Raw genomic sequence first — 23,884 nt, forward strand, 5'->3', positions numbered from 1 at the left:
GGGCAGCGAAGGCGAACGCGCATTATCCCATCGCGCCGCCGCCCGATGCAGGACCACGGCGCGACATTGACCGATGGGACAACAGCGAGCCTGGGTGCAGCCGTTACAATCACGCGATGAATTCGCGCGATCTCACCTTCATCGTCGGCGGCGCGCGCTCGGGCAAGAGCGCGCACGCCGAACGGCTCGCTGCCGCGAGCGGCCTGCCCGTCACCTATATCGCCACCGCGCGCGTGACGGACGACACCGAGTTCGCCGAGCGCATCGGCCACCATCGCGCGCGGCGGCCCGCGCACTGGGCGCTCGCCGAGGCGCCGCTCGATCTCGCGGGCGCACTCGACGCAGCCGCGGGGCCCGGCCAGTGCGTGCTGATCGACTGCCTCACGCTGTGGCTCGCGAACCTGCTTTGCCCCGCCGACTCCGAAGCGCCGCTGCCCGACTGGCGCGAGCGCCTCGACGCCTTCGCTGCCGCCTGCGAGCGCGCACAGGGCACGGTGCTCGTGGTGAGCAACGAGATCGGCATGGGCGTCGTGCCGATGGGCGCGGCCACGCGCCGTTACGTGGACGAACTCGGCCGCCTCAATCAGCGCATCGCGGCGCTCGCCGATCAGGCGACGCTTGTCGCCGCGGGCCTGCCTTTGGTGCTCAAAGCGCCGCGCGGGACCTCATGATGCTCTCGCTACCCGTCACCGCCGCGCTCGCCGTGGCCGGCGTCGCCGTGGACCGCTGGCTCGGCGAACCGCGCCGTGCACACCCGCTCGTCGCCTTCGGCAAATACGCGAACCAGATCGAAGCGCGCCTGAACACGGGCCGCCGTGGCCGTCCGCTCGGCCTCGTCGCATGGCTCGCCGCCGTCGCACCGCCCGTCGTCGTCGCCGCGCTGCTGTGCGCCCTGCTACCCTGGCCGCTCGCCTGGGCACTGCACGTCGCGCTGCTGTGGTTCGCGCTCGGCGCCCGCAGCCTCACGGAGCACATCGCGCCGATCGGCGCCGCGCTCGCCCGGCGCGACCTCGCCGCCGCGCGCGAATTGACCGGCCGCATCGTCTCGCGCGACACAGCAGGGGCGGACGCCACCGCGCTCTCGCGCGCGGCCGTCGAATCGGCGCTCGAAAACGGCAACGACGCGATCTTCGGCGCGCTGTTCTGGTTCGCGATCGCGGGCGGCCCCGGCGCCCTCGCGTTCCGTCTCGCCAACACGCTCGATGCCATGTGGGGCTATCGCACCCCGCGCTTCCTGCGCTTCGGCTGGGCGGCCGCGCGCATCGACGACGTGCTCAACTGGATTCCCGCGCGCCTCACGGCCGCGAGCTACGCGCTGCTCGGCGACACGCGCGTGGCGCTGCGCTGTTGGCGCGAACAGGCGCATCGCTGGGAGAGCCCGAACGCGGGTCCCGTCATGGCCTCCGGCGCGGGCAGCCTGAACGTGCTGCTGGGCGGCGCGGCCGTGTATCACGGCATGCTGGAGGAGCGCCCGGCGCTCGGCGCGGGCTCGCCGCCGCGCGCGCAGCACGTGGGCGCGGCCTTGCGGCTCGTCGAGCGCACCACCATTTTGTGGCTCGCCGCGCTGCTCGCGCTGGCCTTCGTGAGCGTGGCGAGCCATGTCTGAACAACCAGCCGCACTCGTCGCGCACGGCGGCAATCTGCACGAAGCCGCGCAGCGTTACGGCATCGCCTGGGACGCGTGGATCGACCTCTCCACCGGCATCAATCCGCACGGCTACCCTGTGCCGCCGGTGCCATCCGCGGCATGGCGGCGCCTGCCCGACGACGGGGACGGCTTCGCTGCGAGCGCCGCGCACTACTACGGCGCGCCCGACGCCCGCCACGTGTTGGCGGTGGCGGGCAGCCAGGCCGCGATCCGCGCGCTGCCCGCGTTGTTGCCGCGCGCGCGTGTAGCAATCGCTCCGCTCACTTACGGGGAGTACGCACCGGCATTCGCGCGCGCGGGCCATGAGATCGTGCCGCTCGATGTCATGCAGGACACGCTGCCCGATACCGTCACGCATGCCGTCGTGGTGAATCCGAACAATCCGACGGCTACGCATCTTGCTGCCGACCGCCTGCTGCGTTGGCATGCGCAACTCGCGGCGCGCGGCGGCACGCTGATCGTCGACGAAGCTTTTGCCGATGCGTTCGGCCATGAGCGCTCCGAAACGCTTGCGCACGCAACCCGCCGCGCAGGACTCGTCGTGCTGCGCTCGCCGGGCAAGTTCTTCGGGCTCGCGGGCGCGCGCTGCGGATTCGCGCTCGGCGCGCCTGCCCTGCTGGCCGCGTTGCGCGCGCATCTGGGCGCGTGGACCGTGAGCGGGCCGGCGCGCCACGCGGTCACCCATGCGTTCGAAGACAGCGCGTGGCAGAACGAAACGCGCATTCGGCTCGCCGCCGAAAGCGCGCGCCTCGTCGCGCTGCTGCGCGCTCACGGCTTCACGCCGCACGCCACGCCGCTGTTCGCGTGGCTCGCGGACCCACGCGCGCCGGTGCTGCAGGACGCACTCGCGCGCCACGCCGTATGGACGCGCCGCTTCGACGCACCGGCCAGCCTGCGCTTTGGCCTGCCCGCGTCAGAAAGCGAATGGCAGCGCTTCGAAAGCGCACTCGGACAAGCCATGCGGGCGATCGGCTGATGCGCACAGTCGTCATTGTGTTGGCGCTGCTGGCCGCGACGCTCCTGCCGTGCGCCGCGCATGCGACCGTCACCGCCATCGACGACGCGGGCAACACCGTCACCCTCCCCGCGCCAGCGCAGCGCGTAGTGAGCCTCGCGCCCCACGTGACCGAGCTGCTCTACGCCGCAGGCGGCGGCGTGAAAGTGGTCGGCGCCGTGGCCTACAGCGACTACCCGCCCGAAGCGCAAAAAGTGCCGCGCGTGGGCGACAATCGCGCGCTCGACCTCGAGCGCATCGCCGCGCTCAAGCCCGACCTCATCGTGGTCTGGCGTCACGGCAACGCTCAGCAACAGCTCGATCGTCTGCGCGCGCTGCACGTCCCCCTCTTTTTCAGCGAGCCACACAAGCTCGACGATGTCGCGACCTCGCTCACGCGCCTCGGCGTGCTGCTCGGCACCGAAGACGCTGCGCAGGCCGCCGCGAATGCTTACCGCCGCGACATCGCGCAGCTGCACGCGCGCTATGCGCAGCGCGCATCCGTGAGCGTGTTCTACGAAGTCTGGGATCAGCCGCTGATGACCATCAACGGCTCGCACATGATCAGCGACGTGATCGCGCTCTGCGGCGGCCGCAACGTGTTCGCGGCCCTCGAACCGCTCGTGCCGACGGTATCGACGGAAGCCGTTCTCGCGGCCAATCCCGATGCGATCGTCACCGCGTCGCAAGGCGCGACGTCGCCGGACCGCCCGCTGCCGGGCCTCGAGCGCTGGCGCGCCTGGCCAGCGCTAGCCGCCGTCGCGCGCGGCAATCTCTTCGCCATCGACGGCGATCTGCTCACGCGCCCCGCGCCGCGCATCGCCCAGGGCGCGGCGCAGTTGTGCGAGGATCTCGACCTCGCCCGCTCGCGCAACGCCGTGGCACATTGATTCGGTCTCCGCAGCGACCCGCTAGGCGTTCCAGCGCGCGAGCAGCCAAACAGCGCTCGTCGAGTCGTATTGCAAATGCACGATGGCGCCCATCTCCAGCGGCCAGCGCACGCAACGCGCGAGCGGCATGCCGAGCGCGCGCGCCGTGACGGTGCGGATCACGCCCGCATGCGTAACGGCCCAAACGGTGCACTTCTCGCGCGCGTCGAGCGTATCGAACCAGCTGCTCACGCGCGCATCGAACTGCGCGACGCTCTCGCCGCCATGCTCGCGCGCGTGCTCGAAATTCGCGGCCCATGCGTCGATCTGCGCGCGTTCGATCGCGTCCCAGCGCTGCATCTCCCACGCGCCGAAATCCATCTCAGCGAGGCGTGCTTCGGCTTGCGGCGTATGGCCGCGCAGACGGCCGAGCGCCGCCGCCACGCTCGCGCAGCGCGTGAGCGGGCTCGTTTCGATACGCTGCGGTTCGCGCACGCCGAGCGCCGCGATCCGCTCAGCGAGCGACGCGGCCTGCTGCGTCGCGTCGCCCGCGAGCGGCACATCGCTCGCGCCGTAGCAGACGCCCGCATCCACCGCCACGGCGGGATGACGGATCAGAACGAGATCCATGCGAGTCCCACGAGGTAGATGGCGATCTCGAACACCTGTTGCGCCAAGCCGAGACAATCGCCCGTATAGCCGCCGATGCGCCGCACGAAGTAACGCCCCAGTGCATAGCGCAACACGGCGAGCACGCCGAGCGTCGCGACGCCCGCGCGCCAGTCGGGCGCACCGGACCACACCGGCCAGAACAGCCACGGCAAGCCGAACACGCACGCGCACAGCCACGCGGGCATGCTCATGCGCTGCGCGACGGGCTTGGCCTTGCCCTCGGCACGCACATACTCGAGCGAGACGAGATAGCTGATCGCGCAAGCGCGGCTCGCGGCATGGCCGGCGATCATCAGCATCGCGGCGCGTGCCGGCGGCAGCGCCGCGAGCGTCTGCCACTTGAGCGCGAGGGCCACCACGAGACCGATCGCGCCAAATGCGCCGATGCGCGAATCGTGCATGATGCGCAGCACGTCTTCGCGGGCGTACGCGCCGCCGAATGCGTCGAGGCAGTCGGCGAGACCGTCTTCGTGAAAGGCGCCCGTCGCGAGGAGCGTGACGGCCATCGACAGCAGCACGGCCACGTTCGCCGGAAACACGCGCAACGCGGCGAGATAGACGAGCGCCGCGAGCGCGCCGATCAACGCGCCGACGAACGGAAAGTAACGCGCCGCCGCGTTGAGCCAGGCGGGCTCGAAGCCCACCCAGCGCGGCACCGGCACGCGCGTGAAATAGCCGAGCGCCGTGAAGAAATAACGCAGCTCCGCAAGCGGATTCATCGCGCGACGCTCAGGCGTGGCGATCACTGCGATTGTCGACGCCGGCCGACTCGAAGCTCGCCATGTCGTTGAGGAACGCGACCGCCGCGCGCAGCAGCGGCACCGCCAGCGCCGCGCCCGTGCCCTCGCCCAGACGCAGGTCGAGCGTAAGCAGTTCGCGCGCGCCGAAGTGATCGAGCATGCGACGGTGCCCCGCTTCGTTCGATGCGTGCGCAAACACGCAGTAGTCGCGCACGTTCGGCGCGAGCGAGTCGGCCACGAGCAGCGCCGAGGTGGCGATGAAGCCGTCGACGAGAATCGCCATGCGCGAGCGCGCCGCTTCGAGATATGCGCCCGCCATCATCGCGATTTCGAAGCCGCCGAACGCGGCGAGCACGTCGAGCGGCTCGCGCGCATCGGCGTGATGCGCGAGCGCCGCCGCGAGCACATTGCGCTTTTTCGCGAGGCCCGCATTGTCGAGGCCCGTGCCGCGCCCGACGCATTCATCGATCGGCACGCCGCACAACCGGCTCATCAGGCACGCGGCCGACGACGTGTTCGCAATGCCCATTTCGCCAAAGCCGATCACGTTCGTGCCGAGCGCCGCGTGATGACGCACGCGCTCGGCGCCCGCCGCAAGCGCGGCGAGGGCTTCGTCGCGCGTCATGGCGCGCTCGTGCGCAAAGTTGCGCGTGCCGGCCGCGATGGGCACATCGACGAGTGTCGGCGACGGCGGCAGCGGCGACGCCACGCCCGCGTTGACGACTTCGAGCGTGAGTCCCGCCACGCTGCTGAACACGTTGATCGCCGCGCCCCCTGCCACGAAGTTCGCGACCATCTGCGCGGTCACGGCCTGCGGGTAAGGGCTCACGCCTTCGGCGGCGATGCCGTGGTCGCCTGCGAAGACGATCATCACGGGACGCTCGACGCTCGGGCGCGTCGTGCCCTGGATCATGCCGAGCTGGCGCGCCAGGGTTTCGAGGCGGCCGAGACTGCCGGGCGGTTTGGTCTTCGTGTCGATGAGGCGTTGCAGTTCGTCGCGCAACGAGAGATCGAGCGGTTCGACGGCGAGCAGTTCGGTAAGCGATGACGTCATGGTGTATTTCGTTTCAAAGTGATGCGGGCGACAGCGGCGCACTAGTGCACGCCGTTCGATCCCGGCGAATGCGGTGATGAAGATGTCGGTACGAGTGCTGGTACAAGCGCCTCGTGCGCGCCCTCGCGTATCAGCACGAGCGGATGTCCGAATGCGGCGCTCGCGCGTTCCGGCGTGAGCACATCGCGCACGGGGCCCGCGTGAAAACCGCCGCGGCCGTCGAGCAGGAGCGCGTGCGTCGCGAAGCGCCGCGCAAGATTGAGATCGTGGCACGAAAACAGCACGGCGCGCGCCTCACTGCGCACCCAGTGCGAGAGCGCTTCGAGACACGCAATCTGATGATGCAGGTCCAGATGGGCGAGCGGCTCGTCGAGCAGCAGGAGCGGCGCGCCCTGACACAGCGCGGCGGCAAGCGCGACGCGCTGGCGCTCGCCGCCAGAGAGCGACAGCACATCGCGCGCCGCGAACGCTTCGAGGCCGAGCGTGGCGAGCGCGGCGTGCGCGGCGGCGCGATCGGCATCGGCTTCCCAACCCCAGCCGGAAAGATGCGGGTAGCGATTGAGCAGCACGGTGTCGATCACGCTCGCGCTGAAGGCGTCGCGCTGGTCCTGCGGCATCAGCGCGCGACGCTGCGCGAGGCGCACCGGCGGCCACTGTGCGAGCGCGATGCCCTCGACTTCGACACGTCCCGCCGAGGGCTCGCCAAGGCCCGCGAGCGCGCCGATCAGTGTGGTCTTGCCCGCGCCATTTGCGCCCGCCACACACCAGATTTCGCCGGCGGCAAACTTTTGCGTGAGCGATTCCACGAGCGTGCGCGCGCCCGCGCGCAACGTGAGCGCGTGGACCGCGAGCAGGGGGGGATGCGCATCGCTCATCGTCCGCGCCTCGCGAGCAGCATCCACAGGAATACCGGCACGCCCGCGAGCGCGGTCACAACGCCCACCGGCAACTGCGCGGGCGCCGCCACCGTACGCGCGACGAGGTCCGCGCCCATCACGGCCACGCCGCCCGCGAGCGCGGCGGCCGGCACGAGCATGCGCTGGTCGTTGCCGAACGCGAGGCGCAGCATGTGGGGCACGACGAGCCCCACGAAGCCGATGGTGCCGCCCGTCGTCACGGCAGCGGCCGCCGCGAGCGACGCGGCAAGATAAATGCCCACGCGCAGACGCAGCACCGGCACACCGAGCGCCTGCGCGGCAGCGTCGCCGCGCAGCAGCACGTTGAGCATTGGCGCGGCGGGCACGATGCACGCAAGGACCACGCCAAGCGTTGCGAGCGCGGGCCATGGCATGCCCGCGCCATTGAGGTCGCCCGTGAGCCAGAACAGCATGCCGCGCAGGCGCGTGTCGGGCGCGAGCGTGAGCAGCAGTGTGATCAATGCGCCCCAGCCTGCCGCCGTCACCGCGCCCGTCAGGAGCAGCCGCGGCGAGCTGTCTTGCGGCTCGCCGCGCCACAACTCGCGGCGCGCGAGGCCGAGCACGAGCAGGATCGAAACGAACGCACCCGCACACGCGCTCGCCTGCACGCCCCACCACGCCACGCCAGCGATCATCGCCACGAGTGCGAATGCGGCAGCGCCGCCAGACACACCGAGCACGTAGGGCTCCGCAAGCGGATTGCGCAGCAGCACCTGCAGCAGCGCGCCCGCCAGCGCGAGCAGGCCGCCGCATGCAAACCCCGCCAACGCGCGCGGCAAGCGCAGCGTACGCACGATTTCGATCGCCACGTCCGGCGCGCCGTGCACGTCATGCGTGGGAGCGAGCGCCGCCAGCGCCTGCGCAAACGTCACGCTCACGCTGCCGGTTGCGAGCGATGCAGCGAACACCACGAGCGCCACGGCTGCGAGCGCGGCCCAGATCATGCATGCACGGCGCGCGCTCATCGAGCGGCGCGGCAGCGCGTGTATCGGCGGCACGGGCGGCACAGCATGGGACTCATCGCGGCTCATGGAACGCATCGGGGAACTCGGCAGCGGATTTCAATCAAGCTCGCACAAAAAGACAGCAGGGGTATAGCAGGCCACGACAGAGCGCAGTATTTTGGTCGCCAGGGATTCTGCATGACGTGGCATAAGCCGTTCGCGAAAGCACTGGCAAAAGACCATGAATCCGTGATGTTATAACGCGCAGACCACGATCGAGACGATGCGCTGCGCGCGCGGCCTTGGCAAATTACGTTCCTGCCCAGCGTATGCAACACACGTAGCGAGGGTTTCGGGCCTGATTCCGGTAAGAAGCCGGGTTGTTACGTCTGGAAACGACACAATTATCAAAATACGCGTTAATCCGCGCTAGAATGCCTGTCTTTAGAGGACGCAGCACATGCTCAACGAACTCGAAACACTCTCACAAAACATCGGGCGGCTGATCGAGATTAATCAGCGCCAACACGAAGCACGCCTCGCACTCGAAGAGCAACTCGCGCAGCTGCGTGCGCAATGCGACGAAACACGCACCGAACTCGAACAGGTCCGCGAGGAGCGCGCCGCGCTGCAGGCAGAGCGCGATGCACTCTCGGCCAAGATCGACGATGCGCAGGTGCGTCTGAACGCGATCCTCGAAAAGCTGCCACGCGCACGCGCAGGTAACGAGCGCGACAACCAGCTCGATCTGCTCGAGCCGTCGCAGAGCACCGACGACGACAGCAACGCGGCCCGCCACGGAGAAAATGCATGACCACCAAGCAGATCGAAGCGACGATACTCGGCCAAACCTATCGCCTCGTCTGTTCGCCGGAAACGGAACAGGCACTGCTCGAAGCCGTGGCGCGCGTGGACGCCGAAATGTCGAAGATCCGCAATCACAGCAACGTGCGCGGCACCGATCGCATCGCCGTCATGGCGGCGCTCTCGCTCGCCTCGGAACTGCTGCGCCTGCAAACCAGCGTGCGTCACGGGGAAGCATTCCCAGCCGAAGAAATCCGTCGTACAATGCGCCAAATGAACGAACAACTCGGCGCTGTCATTCATCAGTACGGTGTGCAATAAGCGCTGATGTACACCGCGGTTGTAAGCCGCAGTATTACGCAGCAACGTGCGGTATGATGTTGTTCAAAGGTAGCGTTGATTTGTTTAGAAACGCGCGTTTCTAAACACGCTGCCAACCAGTTTAGTCAGCTTCCCTGCCTGGTTCGCCAAGGTCATATATTCCTTGAACCAATGCCATGTGCACGGTTGCGGAAATTTGTAGCACGGGCGTGCGCGTCACACAGTCTGATGTACCCGAAGTGCTGCTAACTGCGACCAATTCTGAACCCTCGGTTCAGGATGCCGGCCTAGCGGCTATGGCGGGGACCTATTCAAACGGCATCGGACCACAGTCCGATGCCGTTTTCCTTTGTGCGGCGTGCATTGGCGACTTTCGCGGCATGCACGCTCGCCCCTCCCCCCTTTCGACGTGAACTTCGACTCATGCGCTACTGGCTGATGAAGTCCGAACCCGACGAAGCAAGCATCGACGACCTCGCAAACGCGCCGCAGCGCACGCTGCCCTGGACCGGCGTCCGAAACTACCAGGCGCGCAATTTCATGCGCGACACCATGCAGCAAGGCGACGGCGTGCTGTTCTACCACTCGAGCTGCCCCGAGCCCGGCATCGCAGGCATCGCGCAGGTGTCGTCCACGGCCTACCCCGATCCCACGCAGTTCGATCCGAAAAGCCCTTACTACGACGCGAAATCGACGCACGAGAATCCGCGCTGGATGCTCGTCGACGTCGTATTCAAGAAGAAGTGCCCGCTGATTTCTCTCGCCGCCTTGCGCGAGCACGAGGAACTCGCGGACATGCGCGTGCTCGCCAAGGGCAACCGCCTCTCGATCACGCCGGTCACCACGGCCGAGTGGAACTTCATCACGAAACATCTGATGTGATGCGGTTCGGCCTCGATGGCCGGCACGCATACAGCATTCGTGCGCGACTTCAAGCACAATCGCGCACAGTCGCGCGTCACAACAGATGCCTCGCGCGCGACGCCAGTTCTGCAAGGAGCCTCAATGAACCGAAAAACCGTCGTCACGCTCGCCGCCGCATTGGCTGCCGCCCTCCCCCTCGCCCTGACGCTCGCACCCGGCGCCGCGTTCGCACAGAGCGACGCGCGCTTGCAGCAGCCCTCGGGCGTGCTTTCGCTGTCCGCGCAGGCGAGCGCCGAAGTGCCTCAGGACGTCGTCAACATTACGCTGTTCTACGAACAGGAAGCGAACGATCCCGCCTCGCTCACCGCGACGCTCAATCAGCGCGCCGACTCCGCGCTTCAACGGGCCAGAGGCGTCGCGGGCGTGACCGCGCACTCGGGCCAGTTCTCGATCTTCCCTTCGACGGATCGCGACGGGCGCATCTCCGCCTGGCGCGGCCGCACGGAAGTCGTCCTCGAGTCGCATGATTTCGCGGCGGCATCGAAGCTCGCCGGCGATCTCTCGTCGATCATGCAGGTGGGCAACGTGCAATTCTCGCTGTCCCCCGAAGCGCAGCGCGCCGCCGAGCAAAAACTTTCGGGCCAGGCCATTGCCTCGTTCCGCGACCAGGCCCTCTCGGCCACGCGCGCGTTCGGCTACAGCAGCTACTCGATTCGCGACGTGAACGTGGGGCACTCGGGCGTGATGCCGCGCCCCATGATGATGATGAGCGCACGCGCGGCTTCGGCTGACGCGAAGATGTCGTCGCCCGTGCCGCTCGAAGGCGGCACGTCCACGGTGACGGTCAACGTTTCCGGCTCGGTGCAGATGAAGTAAGGCGCGCCATACGAGCCACGCAAGCACGCAAGTAAAAAGGCCACGGTGAAAACCGTGGCCTTTTTCATGGGCTAAAACGCGAGGTGCGTTCGCGCGCGTGTCAGCTCTTCGCGCCCGCTACCTGCGCGCGGTCGTTGCCGTCCTTGCCACGTTTGGCGCGGCGATACGCCCACGCCATCAGGCCAATACCCACGATGATCATCGGCAGCGAGAGCCACTGGCCCATCGAGAGGCCGAGCGCAAGCAGGCCGAGGAAGTCATCGGGTTCGCGTGCGAACTCGACCGTGAAGCGCGCGAGACCATAGCCGATCAGGAACATCGCCGAGATCGCGCCGACGGGGCGCGGCTTGCGCGCGAACAGAATCAGCACGATGAAGAGCGCAATGCCTTCCAGCGCGATTTCATACAGTTCCGAAGGATGGCGCGGCAGCAGATGGTACTGCGCGAACACTTCGTTCAGGTGCCACTGCGCGGCCAGTTGCGGATGCGCGGCGAGCCACGCGGCGTCGTCGTTTGCGGCGCCGGGAAACAGCATGGCCCACGGCGAATCGGGCGAGGTCACTCGGCCCCACAGCTCGCCGTTGATGAAGTTGCCGAGACGGCCAAAGGCGAGCCCCGTGGGCACCATCGGCGCGACGAAGTCCGTGACCTGCAGCCAGGTGCGCCCGCGTTGCCACGCGAACAGGATCATCGCGAACGTCACGCCGAGGAAGCCGCCGTGAAACGACATGCCGCCTTCCCACACCTTGAAGATGTCGAGCGGATGCGCGAAATACCAGCTCGCCTTGTAGAACAGCACGTAGCCCAGGCGCCCGCCCAGGATCGTGCCGAGCACGCCGTAGAACAGCATGTCGTCGATGTCTTTCGCGGACCAGCCTTGCGCCGCCACGTACGGCAGACGCAGACGAAGACGGCCGATCACGATCGCCAGAATGAAGCCGACGAGATACATGAGGCCGTACCAGCGCACGGCGAGCGGCCCCAGATGAATGGCGACGGGGTCGAAGTTCGGGTGGATGAGCATCGTGGATGAAGTCTTGTCGGCGATATCGAATGAAATCGGGTTTGTAAGCAGTCGCGCGCCGCTCACACAAGCGGGCAAAGCGCGTTGGACGTTTGCAAGGCGGCGAGGTTCGCCGCCCGCGCGTCACGGCGTGACATTATCGCCGACGCGAGGGGGCGCAAACCAAAATGCACGTTTGGCGATGCGCGGCGAGTGTCACGGTGACAGATGACGCGCGCGGCACACCCAGCTTCAGACTAGCCCTCGCGCGCCGGGCCACCCGCCGTCGCCGCGTGCGCGCGCACGATCTCGATGAACGCCGCGAGCACCGGGCTCACCTCGGCCGAGCGCCAGACGAGGCCCGTTTCGATGGCCGGCACCGCCCCGGCGAGCGGCCGGTACACGACGCCCGTGCGCCGCAGATGGCGCAGCGACCGCGGCACGAGCGCCACGCCCATGCCCGCCGAGACGAGGCTCACGATTGTCTGCATCTGGATCGCTTCCTGGCCGATGAGGGGCACGAGGCCGGCCGCGCCGTAGCAGTCCATGATGGTGTCGTAGAAGCCGGGGGCCAGATGGCGCGGGAAGACGACGAGCGGCACATCGGCGAGATCGCGCAAGCTCACGGGCTCGTCGTGCCAGTCGTCGGCTGAAGGGCCGCCAAGGCGCACCGACAGTGCCGAGGGCATGGCGACCACGAGCGGTTCGCGCGTGACAGGCTGGTAAGCAAGCTGAGCCGCGTGGCGCGGCGGCACGGGCGCGATCACGAGGCCGGCGTCGATGCGCCCCGCCACCAGTTCTTCCACCTGCACGTCGCTCGTGGCTTCGGCGAGCTGCAGGCGCACGCGCGGATAGCGCGCGCCGAACTCGCGCAGCAGAAGCGGCAGCAAGCCGTAGTCGGCGGTCGAAACGAAGGCCAGCGCGAGCACGCCCGCCTCGCCACGCGCGAGGCTCTGGGCGAGCGGCCGCAACGCTTCCGCGCTCGCCAGCAGGCGCCTGACCTCCGGCAGCAGATCGGCGCCCACGGCCGTCAATTCGACCGAACGACGCGTGCGCGCGAACAGCTCCACCCCCAGCGTCTCCTCGAGCGCGCGAATGGCCTGCGAGAGCGGCGGCTGCGTCATCGACAGGCGCGCCGCAGCGCGGCCGAAATGCTGCTCCTCGGCCACGGCGACAAAATAGCGAAGCTGGCGCAGATCGGGGATCGTCGGATTCATCGGCGGCGGTCTCGCGCTGTTGTCATGTTGATATGTTTTTCGACTCAATAGACCACGAATAATATATTGGACAGCGTTCTCGCGAAATCGCATGCTTCGATAGACGTGCCGGCGCGCCCCCAAAACAGAACCCACTCCCGGCATCCGAGACAAATTCCACCGGAGGTCCCCATGCCCTATAACCGTCGTTCGAAGCACATCACGCAAGGCGTCGCCCGTTCGCCCAACCGTTCGATGTATTACGCGCTCGGCTACGAGAAAGCCGACTTCGACAAGCCGATGATCGGCGTCGCCAATGGTCATTCGACCATCACGCCGTGCAACGCCGGCCTGCAGCGCCTGACCGACGCGGCCGTCGACGCCATCAAGCGCGCCGACGCGAACCCGCAGACCTTTGGCACGCCCACGATCTCGGACGGCATGTCGATGGGCACCGAGGGCATGAAATACTCGCTCGTCTCGCGCGAAGTCATCGCGGACTGCATCGAGACCTGCGTGCAAGGCCAGTGGATGGACGGCGTAGTCGTGATCGGCGGCTGCGACAAGAACATGCCCGGCGGCATGATCGCGCTCGCGCGCATCAACGTGCCCGGCATTTACGTGTATGGCGGCACGATCCGCCCGGGCAACTGGAAGGGAAAGGCGCTCACCATCGTCTCGGCGTTCGAGGCCGTGGGCGAATTCACCGCGGGGCGCATGACCGAAGAAGATTTCGAAGGCGTCGAGAAAAACGCCTGCCCGTCCACGGGTTCGTGCGGCGGCATGTACACCGCGAACACGATGAGCTCGTCGTTCGAGGCGCTCGGCATGTCGCTCATGTATTCGTCGACGATGGCCAACCCCGACGAGGAGAAAGTCGACTCGGCGGCGCAATCGGCGCGCGTGCTGGTCGAGGCCGTCAAGCAGGACCTCAAGCCGCGCGACATCATCACGAAGAAGTCGATCGAGAACGCCGTGGCGCTGATCATGGCGACGGGCGGTTCGACCAACGCCGTGTTGCACTATCTCGCCATCGCGCATGCCGCGGAAATCGAATGGACCATCGACGACTTCGAGCGCATGCGCAAGAAGGTGCCGGTGATCTGCGACCTGAAGCCTTCGGGGCAATACGTCGCCACCGACCTGCACGAGGCCGGCGGCATTCCGCAGGTGCTCAGGATCCTGCTCGATGCGGGCCTCCTGCATGGCGACTGCATCACCATCACGGGCAAAACCATCGCGGAAGAACTCAAGGACGTGCCGTCCGCGCCGCGCGCGGACCAGAAGGTGATCTTCCCTATCAGCCAGGCGTTGTACAAGGAAGGCCATCTGGCGATCCTCAAGGGCAACCTCGCGACGCACGGCGCGGTCGCCAAGATCACCGGTCTGAAGAATCCGGTGATTACGGGCCCCGCGCGCGTGTTCGACGACGAGCAGAGCGCGATGGAAGCCATCCTCGCAGACAAGATCAAGGCCGGCGACGTCGTCGTGCTGCGCTACCTCGGCCCGAAGGGCGGCCCCGGCATGCCGGAAATGCTCGCGCCGACTTCGGCGATCATCGGCAAGGGGCTTGGGGAGTCGGTTGGGCTCATCACCGATGGGCGCTTCTCGGGCGGCACCTGGGGCATGGTAGTGGGTCACGTCGCGCCGGAAGCGTTCGAAGGCGGCACGATCGCGCTCGTGCAGGAAGGCGACTCGATTACCATCGACGCTCACGCGCTGCTGCTGCAACTGAACGTGGACGACGCCGAACTCGCGCGCCGGCGCGCGGCCTGGAAGCAGCCCGCGCCGCGTTACACGCGCGGCGTGATGGCGAAGTACGCGGCGCTCGCGCGCCCCGCGAACCAGGGCGCGGTGACGGGCTAGGCGGAGCCTGGCGTCATTCGAATCTCGACCTGCAGTCAAGCAAAGGGCGCACGTCCAGGACGTGCGCCCTTTGCTTTTATAATGCGACGACACAGCCGGCGCACACGCGGGCGGAGACCAGTATGAAACGGAAGTCGCAAGCGAAGAACAAGATAGCGACGCTCGCCGCCGCGCTCGCCATCGGCCTTGCCGGCGTACTCGGGTCGGCCCCGGCCCGCGCGCAGCATGGCCCCACCGGCCTCGCGCTCGCCCAGCAGCAGAACTGCATGAGCTGCCACTCGGTGACCCGCAATTTCATGGGTCCCGCCCTGCGCGATGTCGCCGCGAAGTACGCGGGCAAGCCCGACGCGCAGACCTATCTCACCCACAAGATTCTGGAAGGCGGCAGCGGCGTGTGGGGCACCGTGCCCATGCCGGCCAACACGCAGTTGAACCCCGCACAGGCGGCGCAACTCGCGAGCTGGATCCTCACGCTCAAGTGAAGCGGACGATGTGACGGCGGGGCCACGAAGTGGCCGCTCGCCGCCGCGCGCCCAACTGAATCAGGCCGAAGGCGGTCGCCCCGCGCGCGCCGCCAGTTCTTCGCGCACGGCGGCCTTCACCCAGTTCGTGAGTTCCGTTTCGAGCGCAAGACCGATTTCACGCGACACCTGACCCACGAGCCAGTTCGTATGTTCCTGCATCGCGGCGCTGCAGCGCGCCTCGATCACGGCACGGCCTTCGCCGGTGAGCCAGGTCAGGCAACGGCCGCGCAGCCGCTCGACGAGCGCGTCGGCGTCGTGCGCGAACAGGCCCTCCTCGCGCTCGGCCACGGCGGCCTGGACGGCAGCGGCCGTCGCGCTCTTCGCCTCTTCGACGTTGTGCGCGCGCAGCGGATTGCCGCTCACCATCACCTCGTTCAAGAGCGGAATCGCACTATCTTCCGAGTCGTGCATGCCGGACATGTTTACCTCCATCGATCGGGGCAGTCGGCCTTGCGCCGGTACGCCTCGCGCGTCCGGCCTCAGCCGCCCTGCTTGTAGTTGTTGAGCGCGTAACCACGGTCGCGGTAGAAACGATAGCGCTCACGGCCCGACGCGAGTTCGTCGGGCGCATCGCCAACCACTTCGAGCAGGCGCTCGAAGCGTGCGAACTGCGGCGGGACCTCGGCGCCGAGATTGAGCAGCACACGATGATGCGGTGCACGCTCGAGATCCGTTGCCAGCACGATGGGCGATTCGCCCGCTTGAGGGCTCTCGGCCATGCAGTGCGGCACGAAATCGAGCGGCGAAAAGGTCCACAACATTTCGTCGAACGCGCGCAGGCGCGCGGGGTCGGCCAGCACGACCGCCTGCTGGCCCGCCTGATACGCCTTGCGCACGAGGCGGCACGCATACAGCAGCGAGTCGCCGACGTTCGTGTGGAAATCGATGCGCGTCATGCCCACACCACTCTACACACCGTCAGGTGGGCAGCAATCTCCATTCCTGCCCTCATTGCCCGGCACGATCGATCAGGAACTGGGCGAGCAGCGGCACCGGACGGCCCGTTGCCCCCTTGGCCGCGCCGCTCTTCCACGCCGTGCCGGCGATGTCGAGGTGCGCCCACGGGTAGTTTTCGGTGAAACGCGACAGGAAGCACGCCGCCGTCACGCTGCCCGCCGGACGCCCGCCGATGTTGGCGAGGTCGGCGAAGTTCGACTTGAGCTGGTCCTGATACTCGTCGTCGAGCGGCAGGCGCCAGGCCGGATCGTTCGCTTCGCGCGAGGCGTCGAGCAGCTCGCCCGCGAGCGCGTCGTCCTTCGAGAAGAGGCCGCTGTTGTGATGGCCGAGCGCGATGATGCAGGCGCCCGTGAGCGTGGCGATGTCGACCACGGCGGCCGGCTTGAAGCGCTCGGCATAGGTGAGCGCATCGCACAGGATCAGGCGGCCTTCGGCGTCGGTGTTGAGCACTTCGACCGTGAGGCCCGCCATCGTCGTGACGATGTCGCCCGGCTTCGTGGCGTTGCCGGCGGGCATGTTCTCGCAGGTCGGGATGATGCCGATCACGTTGAGCTTGAGCCCCATTTCGGCGACCGCGCGGATCGTGCCGAGCACCGAGCCCGCGCCGCACATGTCGTACTTCATCTCGTCCATGCCCTCGCCGGGCTTGAGCGAAATGCCGCCCGTGTCGAACGTGATGCCTTTGCCGACCAGCACGATGGGCGCGGCCTTGGCGCTGGCGCCCTGATAGTGCAGCACGATGAACTGCGGCGGCTCGACCGAGCCCTTTGTTACCGAAAGAAACGAACCCATCTTGAGCGTCTCAATCTGGCGCTGGCCGAGCACCTCGACCTTGAGCTTCCAGTCGCGCGCGAGCTTCTTGGCCGTGGCGGCGAGATAGGTCGGCGTGCAGACGTTGCCCGGCAGATTGCCGAGGTCGCGGGTGAGGTCCATGCCGTTGGCGAGCGCGACGGACTGCTTCGCCGCAAGCTTCGCGGCCTTCTCTTCGGCGGCGTCGATGCTGAAGACCACGCGCTTGAGGGCCCGCTGCGACACGTCGGGCTTGCTCTTCATCTGCGTGAAGCGATAGGTCTCGTTGCGCAGCGCGAGAATGGCGGTGCGCACGCCCCAGTCGCCCGTGCGCTCCTTCACCGGCAATTGCGCGAGCGTGAAGGTGACCTGTGCGATCTTCGTGCCGAGGATCGCGCGCCAGGCGGCCTTGACCGCGTCGCCATAAGCCTTCTGGCCGAACGCGTCCTGCTTGCCGAGACCCACGAGCAGCACGCGCGAGGCGCCGATGCCGCTCACTTCCGGCAGGAACAGCGTGGAGCCGGCCTTGCCGTCGATGTCGCCGGCCTTGACGACGCGCGCGATTGCGCCGCCAATGGCGCTGTCGATGGCGAACGCCGCGCCCGAGAGGGTTTGCGCCTCGAACACGCCGACCACGACACAATCCGACTTGCCGGTCAGGAAGGGGCCGTCCCCGCCTTTGCTCCAGTCACAGGCTTTTATGCTAAAGTCCATCGCGCTTGTCCTCGGATAAAATCAGGGCTTAGGATGAAAGCCGCAATTATCCGCTATTTTTCCCGCGGCGGCTCCTGGGCGGTTGCGCGAGCTGCGCGCCTCCCGGCAAGGTCCGCCTGCCCTGCCCATCAAGAATGATCTTCGAACGTTCCCTGCAGCGCGAACTCGCGTACACGGCCGGCGCCGTGTTCATGGTTCTGCTCACGATCATGCTGACGACGATGATGATCCGCATCGTCGGCTTCGCCGCGTCCGGTCAGATCGACCCGCGCGACGTGCTGGTGCTGATCGGACTCACCGTGATCGGCTACATGGCCGTCATGCTCATCGTCACGCTGTTCGTGTCGATCCTGTTCGTCCTCACGCGCTGGTACAAGGATTCCGAAATGGTCGTGTGGCTCTCCTCCGGGGTGAGCCTCACGCGCCTGATCAAACCGGTCGCCACCTTTGCCGCGCCGATCATCCTGCTCATCGTGTTCTTCGCGTTCATCGGCTGGCCGTGGTCGAATGCGCAAAGCAAGCTGATTCGCGCGCGCTTCCAGCAGCGCGATGAAGTGTCGCTGCTCGCGCCCGGCCAGTTCCGCGAATCGCCCACCACGCACCGCGTGTTCTTCATCGAGAGCATGAGCCCCGACCAGGGCCGCGTGGAGAACGTGTTCGTCACGAGCACGGAAAACGGCAAGGTGAGCGTCATCGTCTCGAAGACGGGCCACACCGAGACCATGAAGGGCGGCGACCGTTTCGTCGTGCTCGAAAACGGCCGCCGCTACGACGGCGAGCCCGGCCACCCGGACTTTCGCATCAGCGAATTCCAGCGTTACGGCGTGAAGATCACGAGCCAGCCGCTCGTGAACACGCCTTCGGCGAGCACCACGTCCACGCCGGGCCTTTTGCGCCACCCGACCAACGACAACCTGGGCGAACTCGCCTGGCGCGCCGGCCTGCCGCTCATCGCGATCAACCTGATGCTGCTCGGCATTCCGCTCGCCTACCAGAACCCGCGCCGCAGCCGCACGATCAATCTCGTGATGGCGGTGCTGATCTACCTCACCTATTCGAACCTGCTCAACGTCGTGCAGTCGCAGATCGAGCAAGGCAAGATGCCCTTCGGCGTCGGTCTCGTCCTGCTGCACGCCGTGGTGCTCGCGCTCGTCGTGTTCATCTTCTGGATACGCGTGCGCAACCGGCCGCTCTTTACACGTGCGATGTTCCGGCGCGCCTCTCCTGGCAACTGAGAGGGAAACTGACCGATGCGCATCTACGAAAAATACTTCGCTCGCCAGGTCTACCTGACGTTCATCTTCATCCTGTTCGCCTTCTCCGGCCTGTTCTTCTTCTTCGACCTCATCAACGAGCTGAACTCGGTCGGCCACGGCAACTACAAATTCCAGTACGCGGTGCTGCGCGTGGCGCTCCAGGCGCCCTCGCGGCTCTACGAGATCATCCCGGTCGCGGCGCTCATTGCCGCGATCTACGTGTTCGCGCAAATGGCCGCGAACTCCGAATACACGATCTTTCGTGTGTCGGGTCTCGCCACCAACCAGGCGCTGCGCTCGCTGCTCAAGATCGGCGTGCCGCTCGTGCTGCTCACCTACCTGATCGGCGAAGTGGTCGGCCCTTACACCGACCAGCTCTCCGAGCGCGTGCGTCTCGAGGCGTTGGGCTCGGCCGTGTCGAGCAACTTCCAGTCGGGTGTGTGGGTGAAGGACACGCTCTCCGCACGCGCCGACGGCGAACAGGTCACGCGTTTCGTGAACGTCGGCGAACTGCTGCCCGATGCGACCATCACGAACGTGCGCATCTACGAATTCGACTCGCAGTTCCGGCTCTCGAACGTGCGCCTCGCGAAGAGCGGCACGTTCCAGCCGCCGGGCCACTGGCTGCTCAAGGACGTGACCGATACGCAACTGATCGGCGTGCCGCCGCCGCAGAACCAGCCGGTCGACGCGCTCAATCCGGTCTATCGCGCCGAGCAGACTTCGGCGCCCGAATACTCGCTGCGCTCGGAGCTCACGCCGAACATTCTCTCGGTGCTGCTCGTTTCGCCCGACCGCATGTCGATGTTCAACCTGTTCCGCTACATCCAGCATCTGACCGAGAACCATCAGGACGCGCAGCGCTACCAGATCGCGTTCTGGCGCAAGCTGCTCTACCCGTTCGCCGTGTTCGTGATGCTCGTACTCTCGCTGCCGTTCGCGTATCTGCATACGCGCGCCGGCGTGGTGGGCATGAAGGTGTTCGGCGGGATCATGCTCGGCATGAGCTTCCAGCTCGTCAACACGCTGTTCTCACACGTGGGTACACTGAACACCTGGCCCGCGCCGCTCACGGCGGCGACACCGGGGCTCATCTATCTCGCGGTCGGGCTGATCGGGCTCAAATGGGTCGACCGGCATTGATGCCGGTAGCGTTCAGCCGATAGTTCGGCCACTAATTCGCACAGGCTCGCAAGCATGGGCACGCACGGCATGATTCTCTTCGGCCACGGCGCGCGCGACGCGCGCTGGCAGGAGCCGTTCCAGCGGCTCGCCGCGAAGCTTTGCGCCACGCGCGGCGATGCGGGTCCGGTCGGCCTCGCCTTTCTCGAACTCATGACGCCGAGCCTGCCGGATGCGATCGCCGGCCAGGTCGCGGCAGGCTGTGACACGATCACGGTCGTGCCCGTGTTCTTTGGTCAGGGCGGCCACGTGCGCCGCGATCTGCCCGCGCTGATCGCGCAATGTCAGAGCGAGCATCCGGATGTGCGCCTGCGTTGTGCCGGCGCCGTCGGCGAGGACGATGCGGTGCTCGATGCGATCGTGCGGTACTGCATCGAAAACGACCGCGACTAGAACCGCTCACGCATAAAAAAACGGGCTCGCTTTTCAGCGAGCCCGTTTTGCTTTGCTGCCCTCTTTCGCGTGGCGCTCAGGCCGCTGCGCGACGGCCTCGATGGTCGTCCTGCGCTTCGTCCTCGCGTTGCGCCTGCCCCGAGCGTTCGGCGAACGCATCGCCGATCATCAGCAGGCTCGGCTGCGCCGGGTCGAGCCAGTCCTGCGCCTCGCCCGCTGCGAGGCTCGCCAGCGTCAGCGTCAGCGTGCGCTCACGCGCCGTGCTGCAGGCTTCGACGATCGCCACCGGCGTGGCGCCCGCGCGGCCCGCCTCGATCAGCTGGCGCGCGATCTCGGGCGCGCTGTCGCGGCCCATGTAGAACACGAGCGAATCGGCGGTGACCTGCTCGCGAATCTCCTCGCTGCCCGCCGCGCGCGAATACGTGGCAAGCGCCACGCTGCGCGCCACACCGCGCAGGGTGAGCGAGCGTTGCAGCGTCGCCGCGCTCGCCAGCGCCGCCGTAATGCCCGGCACGACTTCGAACGCGATGCCGGCCGCTTCGAGCGCGCGCATTTCCTCGTCGGCACGGCCGAACAGCATCGGATCGCCGCCCTTCAGGCGCACGACCACGGCGTGCTCGCGCGCCGCATCGACGAGTTGCTTGTTGATGAAGTGCTGCGCCGTGGAGCGCTGCCCGCAGCGCTTGCCGACCGCGATGAACTTCGCGGTCGGCGGCGCGTACTCGAGCATGGCCGGCTCGACGAGCGCGTCGTGCAGCACGACGTCGGCGCTCGCGAGCAGGCGTGCGCCGCGCACCGTGATGAGGTCCGCTGCGCCCGGTCCCGCGCCGATCAGATATACCTTGCCCATATGCTTCCAATCCATTATTGCGGCCGCGCGCGGCCGCAATCTCGCGCAGCGCCTTACGCCGAGAACGCGCGGATCATGCCCGCGGCCACCGTGTGATGCGTCGCTTCGTCGATCAGCACGAATGCGCCGGTGCCAGGATTCGCATCATACAGGTCGCAGACGAGCGGCTTCTGCAGCGAGAGCGCCACGCGGCCGATATCGTTCATCGCGAGTTCGTGGCGGTCGGTCGCGTGCGACAGCGTATGCACGTCGAGCACCTGCTTGACCGCGCCGATCTTCGCGAACACCGTGCTCGTGGTCTGCTTGAGCAGGTACTTGCGCTGCGGCGAGAGCGGCTCGTCGTCGAACCAGCACAGGTCCGCTTCGAGCTTCTTCGCGGGTTGCGCGGCATCGGCCGCCGGCACGAAGGTGTCGCCGCGCGAAACGTCCACGTCTTCCGTGAGACGGATCGTGACGGTCTGACCCGCGAATGCGCGATCCACCTGCGCCGTGCCGCCCGGCACCGGCGCGATGATTTCGGCCACCGTTGCGCTGCGGCCCGCCGGCAGCACCGAGATGGCGTCGCCGAGCTTCACTTCGCCCGCTTCGACACGGCCCATGTAGCCGCGGAAGTCGTCGGCGCTGGAACCGTCCTGGCGCGCGACCCACTGCACCGGGAAGCGCAGCGCTTCGCCCGTGGCCTGCGCGAGCGGCAGTTGTTCGAGCACGTCGAGGAGCGGCTCGCCCGCGTACCACGGCATACGCTCGCTGGCGGCGACGATGTTGTCGCCCTTGAGCGCCGACACCGGCACGAAACGCACGTCGGTGAGGCCGAGCTGGCGCGCCAGCCCGACATAGGCTTCGCGGATCAGATTGAACGTCGCTTCGCTGTAGTCGACGAGATCCATCTTGTTGATCGCGACGATCACGTGCTGCAGGCCCAGCAGCTTGACGATGGCGCTGTGGCGCTTGGTTTGCGGCAGCAGTTGCGTCACGCCGTTCTCGGCCGTCACGCGCGTCGGGTCGATCAGGATGATCGCGGCGTGCGCCGTCGAAGCGCCCGTGACCATGTTGCGCGTGTACTGCTCGTGGCCTGGCGTGTCGGCGATGATGAACTTGCGCTTGGCCGTCGCGAAGTAGCGGTATGCCACGTCGATCGTGATGCCCTGCTCGCGCTCGGCCTCGAGGCCGTCGGTGAGCAGCGACAGGTCGATCTCGTCGCCCACCGTGCGCTTGTTCTTCGCACGCGACAGCGCCGAGAGCTGATCGCTCAGAACAGCCTTGCTGTCGTACAACAGGCGGCCGATCAGCGTGCTCTTGCCGTCGTCCACGCTGCCCGCCGTGATGAAGCGCAGCACGCCGAGGTCTTCAGGTTGATGCGTCGTAACCATGTCTATTCTTTCCTCTGCGTGCTCTTTAGAAATAACCTTGCTTCTTGCGCTGTTCCATCGCGGCTTCCGACGCCTGGTCGTCCATGCGCGTCGCACCGCGTTCCGTGATCTCGGTCACGGCCGTTTCGGCGATGATCTTCTCGACGTTGTCGGCATCGCTCGCCACCGGGCACGTGCAGCTGATGTCGCCCACGGTGCGAAAACGCACTTGCGCCATTTCGCTGACCTCGCCTTCCTTCATCGGCGTGAGCGGCGTGACCGGCACGAGCAGGCCGTTGCGGCGCACGATCTCGCGCTGGTGCGCATAGTAGATCGACGGCAGTTCGAGCTTCTCGCGCTCGATGTATTGCCACACGTCGAGTTCGGTCCAGTTCGAGATGGGGAACACGCGCAGGTGCTCGCCCTTGTGCAGACGCGCGTTGTACAGGCTCCAGAGTTCCGGGCGCTGCGCCTTCGGGTCCCACTGGCCGAATTCGTCGCGGAACGAGAAGATACGCTCCTTCGCGCGGGCCTTCTCTTCGTCGCGGCGCGCACCGCCGATCATCGCCGTGTAGCCGTATTGCTCGATGGTTTCCAGCAGCGTGACCGCTTGCGCGGCGTTGCGCGAATCGGTTTCGCGGCGCAGGCGCACGGTGCCCTTCTTGATCGAATCTTCGACGTGACCGACCACGAGTTCCGCGCCGATTTCGGCTGCGCGGCGATCGCGGAAGTCGATCACTTCTTCGTAGTTGTGGCCCGTGTCGATGTGTACGAGCGGAAACGGCAGCGCGGTCTTGCGGTTCGCGCCGAGGCCGAACGCCTTCAATGCGAGCGCCAGCACGACGACCGAGTCCTTGCCGCCCGAGAACAGCAGCGCAGGCTTGCTGCATTCGGCGACGAGTTCCCGCAGGATGTGGATCGACTCGGCTTCGAGCCAGTCGAGATGGTCCATGCGGTTCGCCGTGACCTGGAGCGGTGCGTTCACTGCTGAGTCGAGCGTGGTGCTCATGTTCGGATCCTTCCTTTGTTCGCACCCCTTTTGCTGGGCGCGCGGTACTCGGTATTCGACGTTCGCGCCGTCGTTTCGACAGCGCGACAAAAT

Annotated in this window: 26 protein-coding genes and 1 other RNA gene; 14 read left to right on the forward strand and 13 right to left on the reverse strand. The window is 67.0% G+C overall.

What is annotated here, in order from left to right:
• The first annotated feature begins 116 nt into the window (after positions 1–116).
• The 4 genes from cobU to BFD71_RS16840 are packed head-to-tail and all read left to right on the forward strand — an operon-like array spanning position 117 to position 3,532.
• Positions 117–671, forward strand: coding sequence for a bifunctional adenosylcobinamide kinase/adenosylcobinamide-phosphate guanylyltransferase (cobU, locus tag BFD71_RS16825; RefSeq protein WP_069265446.1), 555 nt, complete (start codon positions 117–119; stop codon positions 669–671).
• The gene (gene cbiB, locus BFD71_RS16830; protein WP_069265512.1) at positions 671–1,606 is read left to right on the forward strand and encodes an adenosylcobinamide-phosphate synthase CbiB; all 936 of its coding nucleotides are present in this window, start codon (positions 671–673) and stop codon (positions 1,604–1,606) included. Before cobU ends, cbiB begins: the two co-directional genes overlap by 1 nt.
• Positions 1,599–2,624: a threonine-phosphate decarboxylase CobD gene (cobD, locus tag BFD71_RS16835; protein WP_069265447.1), complete on the forward strand. Its 1,026-nt coding sequence runs from the start codon at positions 1,599–1,601 to the stop codon at positions 2,622–2,624. The genes cbiB and cobD overlap by 8 nt, the downstream gene beginning before the upstream one ends.
• Positions 2,624–3,532, forward strand: a complete 909-nt coding sequence (locus tag BFD71_RS16840) for a cobalamin-binding protein (RefSeq protein WP_069265448.1) — start codon at positions 2,624–2,626, stop codon at positions 3,530–3,532. Before cobD ends, BFD71_RS16840 begins: the two co-directional genes overlap by 1 nt.
• A 21-nt stretch (positions 3,533–3,553) precedes the next feature.
• On the opposite strand, the gene cobC is transcribed toward BFD71_RS16840, so the two are convergent.
• Genes cobC through BFD71_RS16865 form a run of 5 tightly spaced genes read right to left on the reverse strand, consistent with a single transcriptional unit; the run spans position 3,554 to position 7,925 of the window.
• Positions 3,554–4,141, reverse strand: a complete 588-nt coding sequence (gene cobC / locus BFD71_RS16845) for an alpha-ribazole phosphatase (protein ID WP_069265449.1) — start codon at positions 4,139–4,141, stop codon at positions 3,554–3,556.
• On the reverse strand, positions 4,126–4,902 hold the full coding sequence (locus tag BFD71_RS16850; RefSeq protein WP_069265513.1) for an adenosylcobinamide-GDP ribazoletransferase: 777 nt from the start codon (positions 4,900–4,902) through the stop codon (positions 4,126–4,128). Before BFD71_RS16850 ends, cobC begins: the two co-directional genes overlap by 16 nt.
• Before the next feature lie 10 nt (positions 4,903–4,912).
• Positions 4,913–5,977, reverse strand: coding sequence for a nicotinate-nucleotide--dimethylbenzimidazole phosphoribosyltransferase (gene cobT, locus BFD71_RS16855; RefSeq protein WP_069265450.1), 1,065 nt, complete (start codon positions 5,975–5,977; stop codon positions 4,913–4,915).
• Positions 5,978–6,018: 41 nt separating this feature from the next.
• Complete coding sequence (locus BFD71_RS16860) at positions 6,019–6,852, reverse strand: ABC transporter ATP-binding protein (RefSeq protein ID WP_069265451.1); 834 nt, start codon at positions 6,850–6,852, stop codon at positions 6,019–6,021.
• Positions 6,849–7,925: a FecCD family ABC transporter permease gene (locus BFD71_RS16865; protein WP_069265452.1), complete on the reverse strand. Its 1,077-nt coding sequence runs from the start codon at positions 7,923–7,925 to the stop codon at positions 6,849–6,851. Before BFD71_RS16865 ends, BFD71_RS16860 begins: the two co-directional genes overlap by 4 nt.
• A gap of 373 nt (positions 7,926–8,298) precedes the next feature.
• On the opposite strand from BFD71_RS16865, the gene BFD71_RS16870 reads away from it, so the two are divergent.
• From BFD71_RS16870 to BFD71_RS16890, 5 genes are all read left to right on the forward strand, one after another.
• Positions 8,299–8,652 (forward strand): ATPase, encoded by a 354-nt coding sequence (locus BFD71_RS16870; protein ID WP_069265453.1) that lies wholly within the window; start codon positions 8,299–8,301, stop codon positions 8,650–8,652.
• Positions 8,649–8,963, forward strand: coding sequence for a cell division protein ZapA (locus tag BFD71_RS16875; protein WP_042268772.1), 315 nt, complete (start codon positions 8,649–8,651; stop codon positions 8,961–8,963). Before BFD71_RS16870 ends, BFD71_RS16875 begins: the two co-directional genes overlap by 4 nt.
• Before the next feature lie 128 nt (positions 8,964–9,091).
• Positions 9,092–9,273, forward strand: a non-coding RNA gene (ssrS, locus tag BFD71_RS16880) — 6S RNA.
• Positions 9,274–9,386: 113 nt separating this feature from the next.
• Complete coding sequence (locus BFD71_RS16885; protein WP_069265454.1) at positions 9,387–9,845, forward strand: EVE domain-containing protein; 459 nt, start codon at positions 9,387–9,389, stop codon at positions 9,843–9,845.
• Between the two features lie 123 nt (positions 9,846–9,968).
• Complete coding sequence (locus BFD71_RS16890; protein ID WP_069265514.1) at positions 9,969–10,703, forward strand: SIMPL domain-containing protein; 735 nt, start codon at positions 9,969–9,971, stop codon at positions 10,701–10,703.
• Positions 10,704–10,803: 100 nt separating this feature from the next.
• Here the strand turns inward: BFD71_RS16890 and lgt are convergent, their stop codons facing one another.
• Together lgt and BFD71_RS16900 are read right to left on the reverse strand one after the other, a co-directional pair.
• Positions 10,804–11,727, reverse strand: coding sequence for a prolipoprotein diacylglyceryl transferase (gene lgt, locus BFD71_RS16895; RefSeq protein WP_069265515.1), 924 nt, complete (start codon positions 11,725–11,727; stop codon positions 10,804–10,806).
• Positions 11,728–11,963: 236 nt separating this feature from the next.
• Complete coding sequence (locus tag BFD71_RS16900) at positions 11,964–12,923, reverse strand: LysR family transcriptional regulator (RefSeq protein WP_069265455.1); 960 nt, start codon at positions 12,921–12,923, stop codon at positions 11,964–11,966.
• 171 nt (positions 12,924–13,094) lie between these two features.
• Between BFD71_RS16900 and ilvD the strand changes: the two genes are divergently transcribed.
• Positions 13,095–14,768, forward strand: coding sequence for a dihydroxy-acid dehydratase (ilvD, locus tag BFD71_RS16905; RefSeq protein ID WP_069265456.1), 1,674 nt, complete (start codon positions 13,095–13,097; stop codon positions 14,766–14,768).
• Positions 14,769–14,890: 122 nt separating this feature from the next.
• Complete coding sequence (locus BFD71_RS16910) at positions 14,891–15,250, forward strand: c-type cytochrome (protein WP_069265457.1); 360 nt, start codon at positions 14,891–14,893, stop codon at positions 15,248–15,250.
• Positions 15,251–15,310: 60 nt separating this feature from the next.
• On the opposite strand, the gene BFD71_RS16915 is transcribed toward BFD71_RS16910, so the two are convergent.
• The 3 genes from BFD71_RS16915 to BFD71_RS16925 are packed head-to-tail and all read right to left on the reverse strand — an operon-like array spanning position 15,311 to position 17,752.
• Complete coding sequence (locus BFD71_RS16915; protein WP_069265458.1) at positions 15,311–15,712, reverse strand: DUF2486 family protein; 402 nt, start codon at positions 15,710–15,712, stop codon at positions 15,311–15,313.
• A gap of 59 nt (positions 15,713–15,771) precedes the next feature.
• Entirely contained in the window at positions 15,772–16,188 is a 417-nt protein-coding gene (locus tag BFD71_RS16920; RefSeq protein ID WP_069265516.1) for a DNA polymerase III subunit chi, read from the reverse strand.
• Positions 16,189–16,240: 52 nt separating this feature from the next.
• On the reverse strand, positions 16,241–17,752 hold the full coding sequence (locus tag BFD71_RS16925) for a leucyl aminopeptidase (RefSeq protein WP_069265459.1): 1,512 nt from the start codon (positions 17,750–17,752) through the stop codon (positions 16,241–16,243).
• A 134-nt stretch (positions 17,753–17,886) separates the two neighbouring features.
• Here BFD71_RS16925 and lptF point away from each other — a divergent pair, with 134 nt between their 5' ends.
• Genes lptF through BFD71_RS16940 form a run of 3 tightly spaced genes read left to right on the forward strand, consistent with a single transcriptional unit; the run spans position 17,887 to position 20,583 of the window.
• The gene (gene lptF, locus BFD71_RS16930; RefSeq protein ID WP_069265460.1) at positions 17,887–18,987 is read left to right on the forward strand and encodes an LPS export ABC transporter permease LptF; all 1,101 of its coding nucleotides are present in this window, start codon (positions 17,887–17,889) and stop codon (positions 18,985–18,987) included.
• Between the two features lie 15 nt (positions 18,988–19,002).
• The gene (gene lptG, locus BFD71_RS16935; RefSeq protein ID WP_069265461.1) at positions 19,003–20,151 is read left to right on the forward strand and encodes an LPS export ABC transporter permease LptG; all 1,149 of its coding nucleotides are present in this window, start codon (positions 19,003–19,005) and stop codon (positions 20,149–20,151) included.
• Between the two features lie 54 nt (positions 20,152–20,205).
• The gene (locus BFD71_RS16940) at positions 20,206–20,583 is read left to right on the forward strand and encodes a sirohydrochlorin chelatase (RefSeq protein ID WP_069265462.1); all 378 of its coding nucleotides are present in this window, start codon (positions 20,206–20,208) and stop codon (positions 20,581–20,583) included.
• Between the two features lie 76 nt (positions 20,584–20,659).
• Here the strand turns inward: BFD71_RS16940 and cobA are convergent, their stop codons facing one another.
• Genes cobA through cysD form a run of 3 tightly spaced genes read right to left on the reverse strand, consistent with a single transcriptional unit; the run spans position 20,660 to position 23,791 of the window.
• A complete protein-coding gene (gene cobA / locus BFD71_RS16945) occupies positions 20,660–21,433 on the reverse strand; it encodes a uroporphyrinogen-III C-methyltransferase (RefSeq protein ID WP_069265463.1) in 774 nt (257 codons plus the stop codon).
• Between the two features lie 53 nt (positions 21,434–21,486).
• Positions 21,487–22,803, reverse strand: a complete 1,317-nt coding sequence (locus BFD71_RS16950; RefSeq protein ID WP_069265464.1) for a sulfate adenylyltransferase subunit 1 — start codon at positions 22,801–22,803, stop codon at positions 21,487–21,489.
• Between the two features lie 25 nt (positions 22,804–22,828).
• Positions 22,829–23,791, reverse strand: coding sequence for a sulfate adenylyltransferase subunit CysD (cysD, locus tag BFD71_RS16955; protein WP_069265465.1), 963 nt, complete (start codon positions 23,789–23,791; stop codon positions 22,829–22,831).
• Between the last annotated feature and the right edge of the window lie 93 nt (positions 23,792–23,884).

Source organism: Paraburkholderia nodosa (genome assembly GCF_001718195.1).
In the GTDB taxonomy this organism is placed as follows: Bacteria; Pseudomonadota; Gammaproteobacteria; order Burkholderiales; family Burkholderiaceae; genus Paraburkholderia; species Paraburkholderia nodosa_A.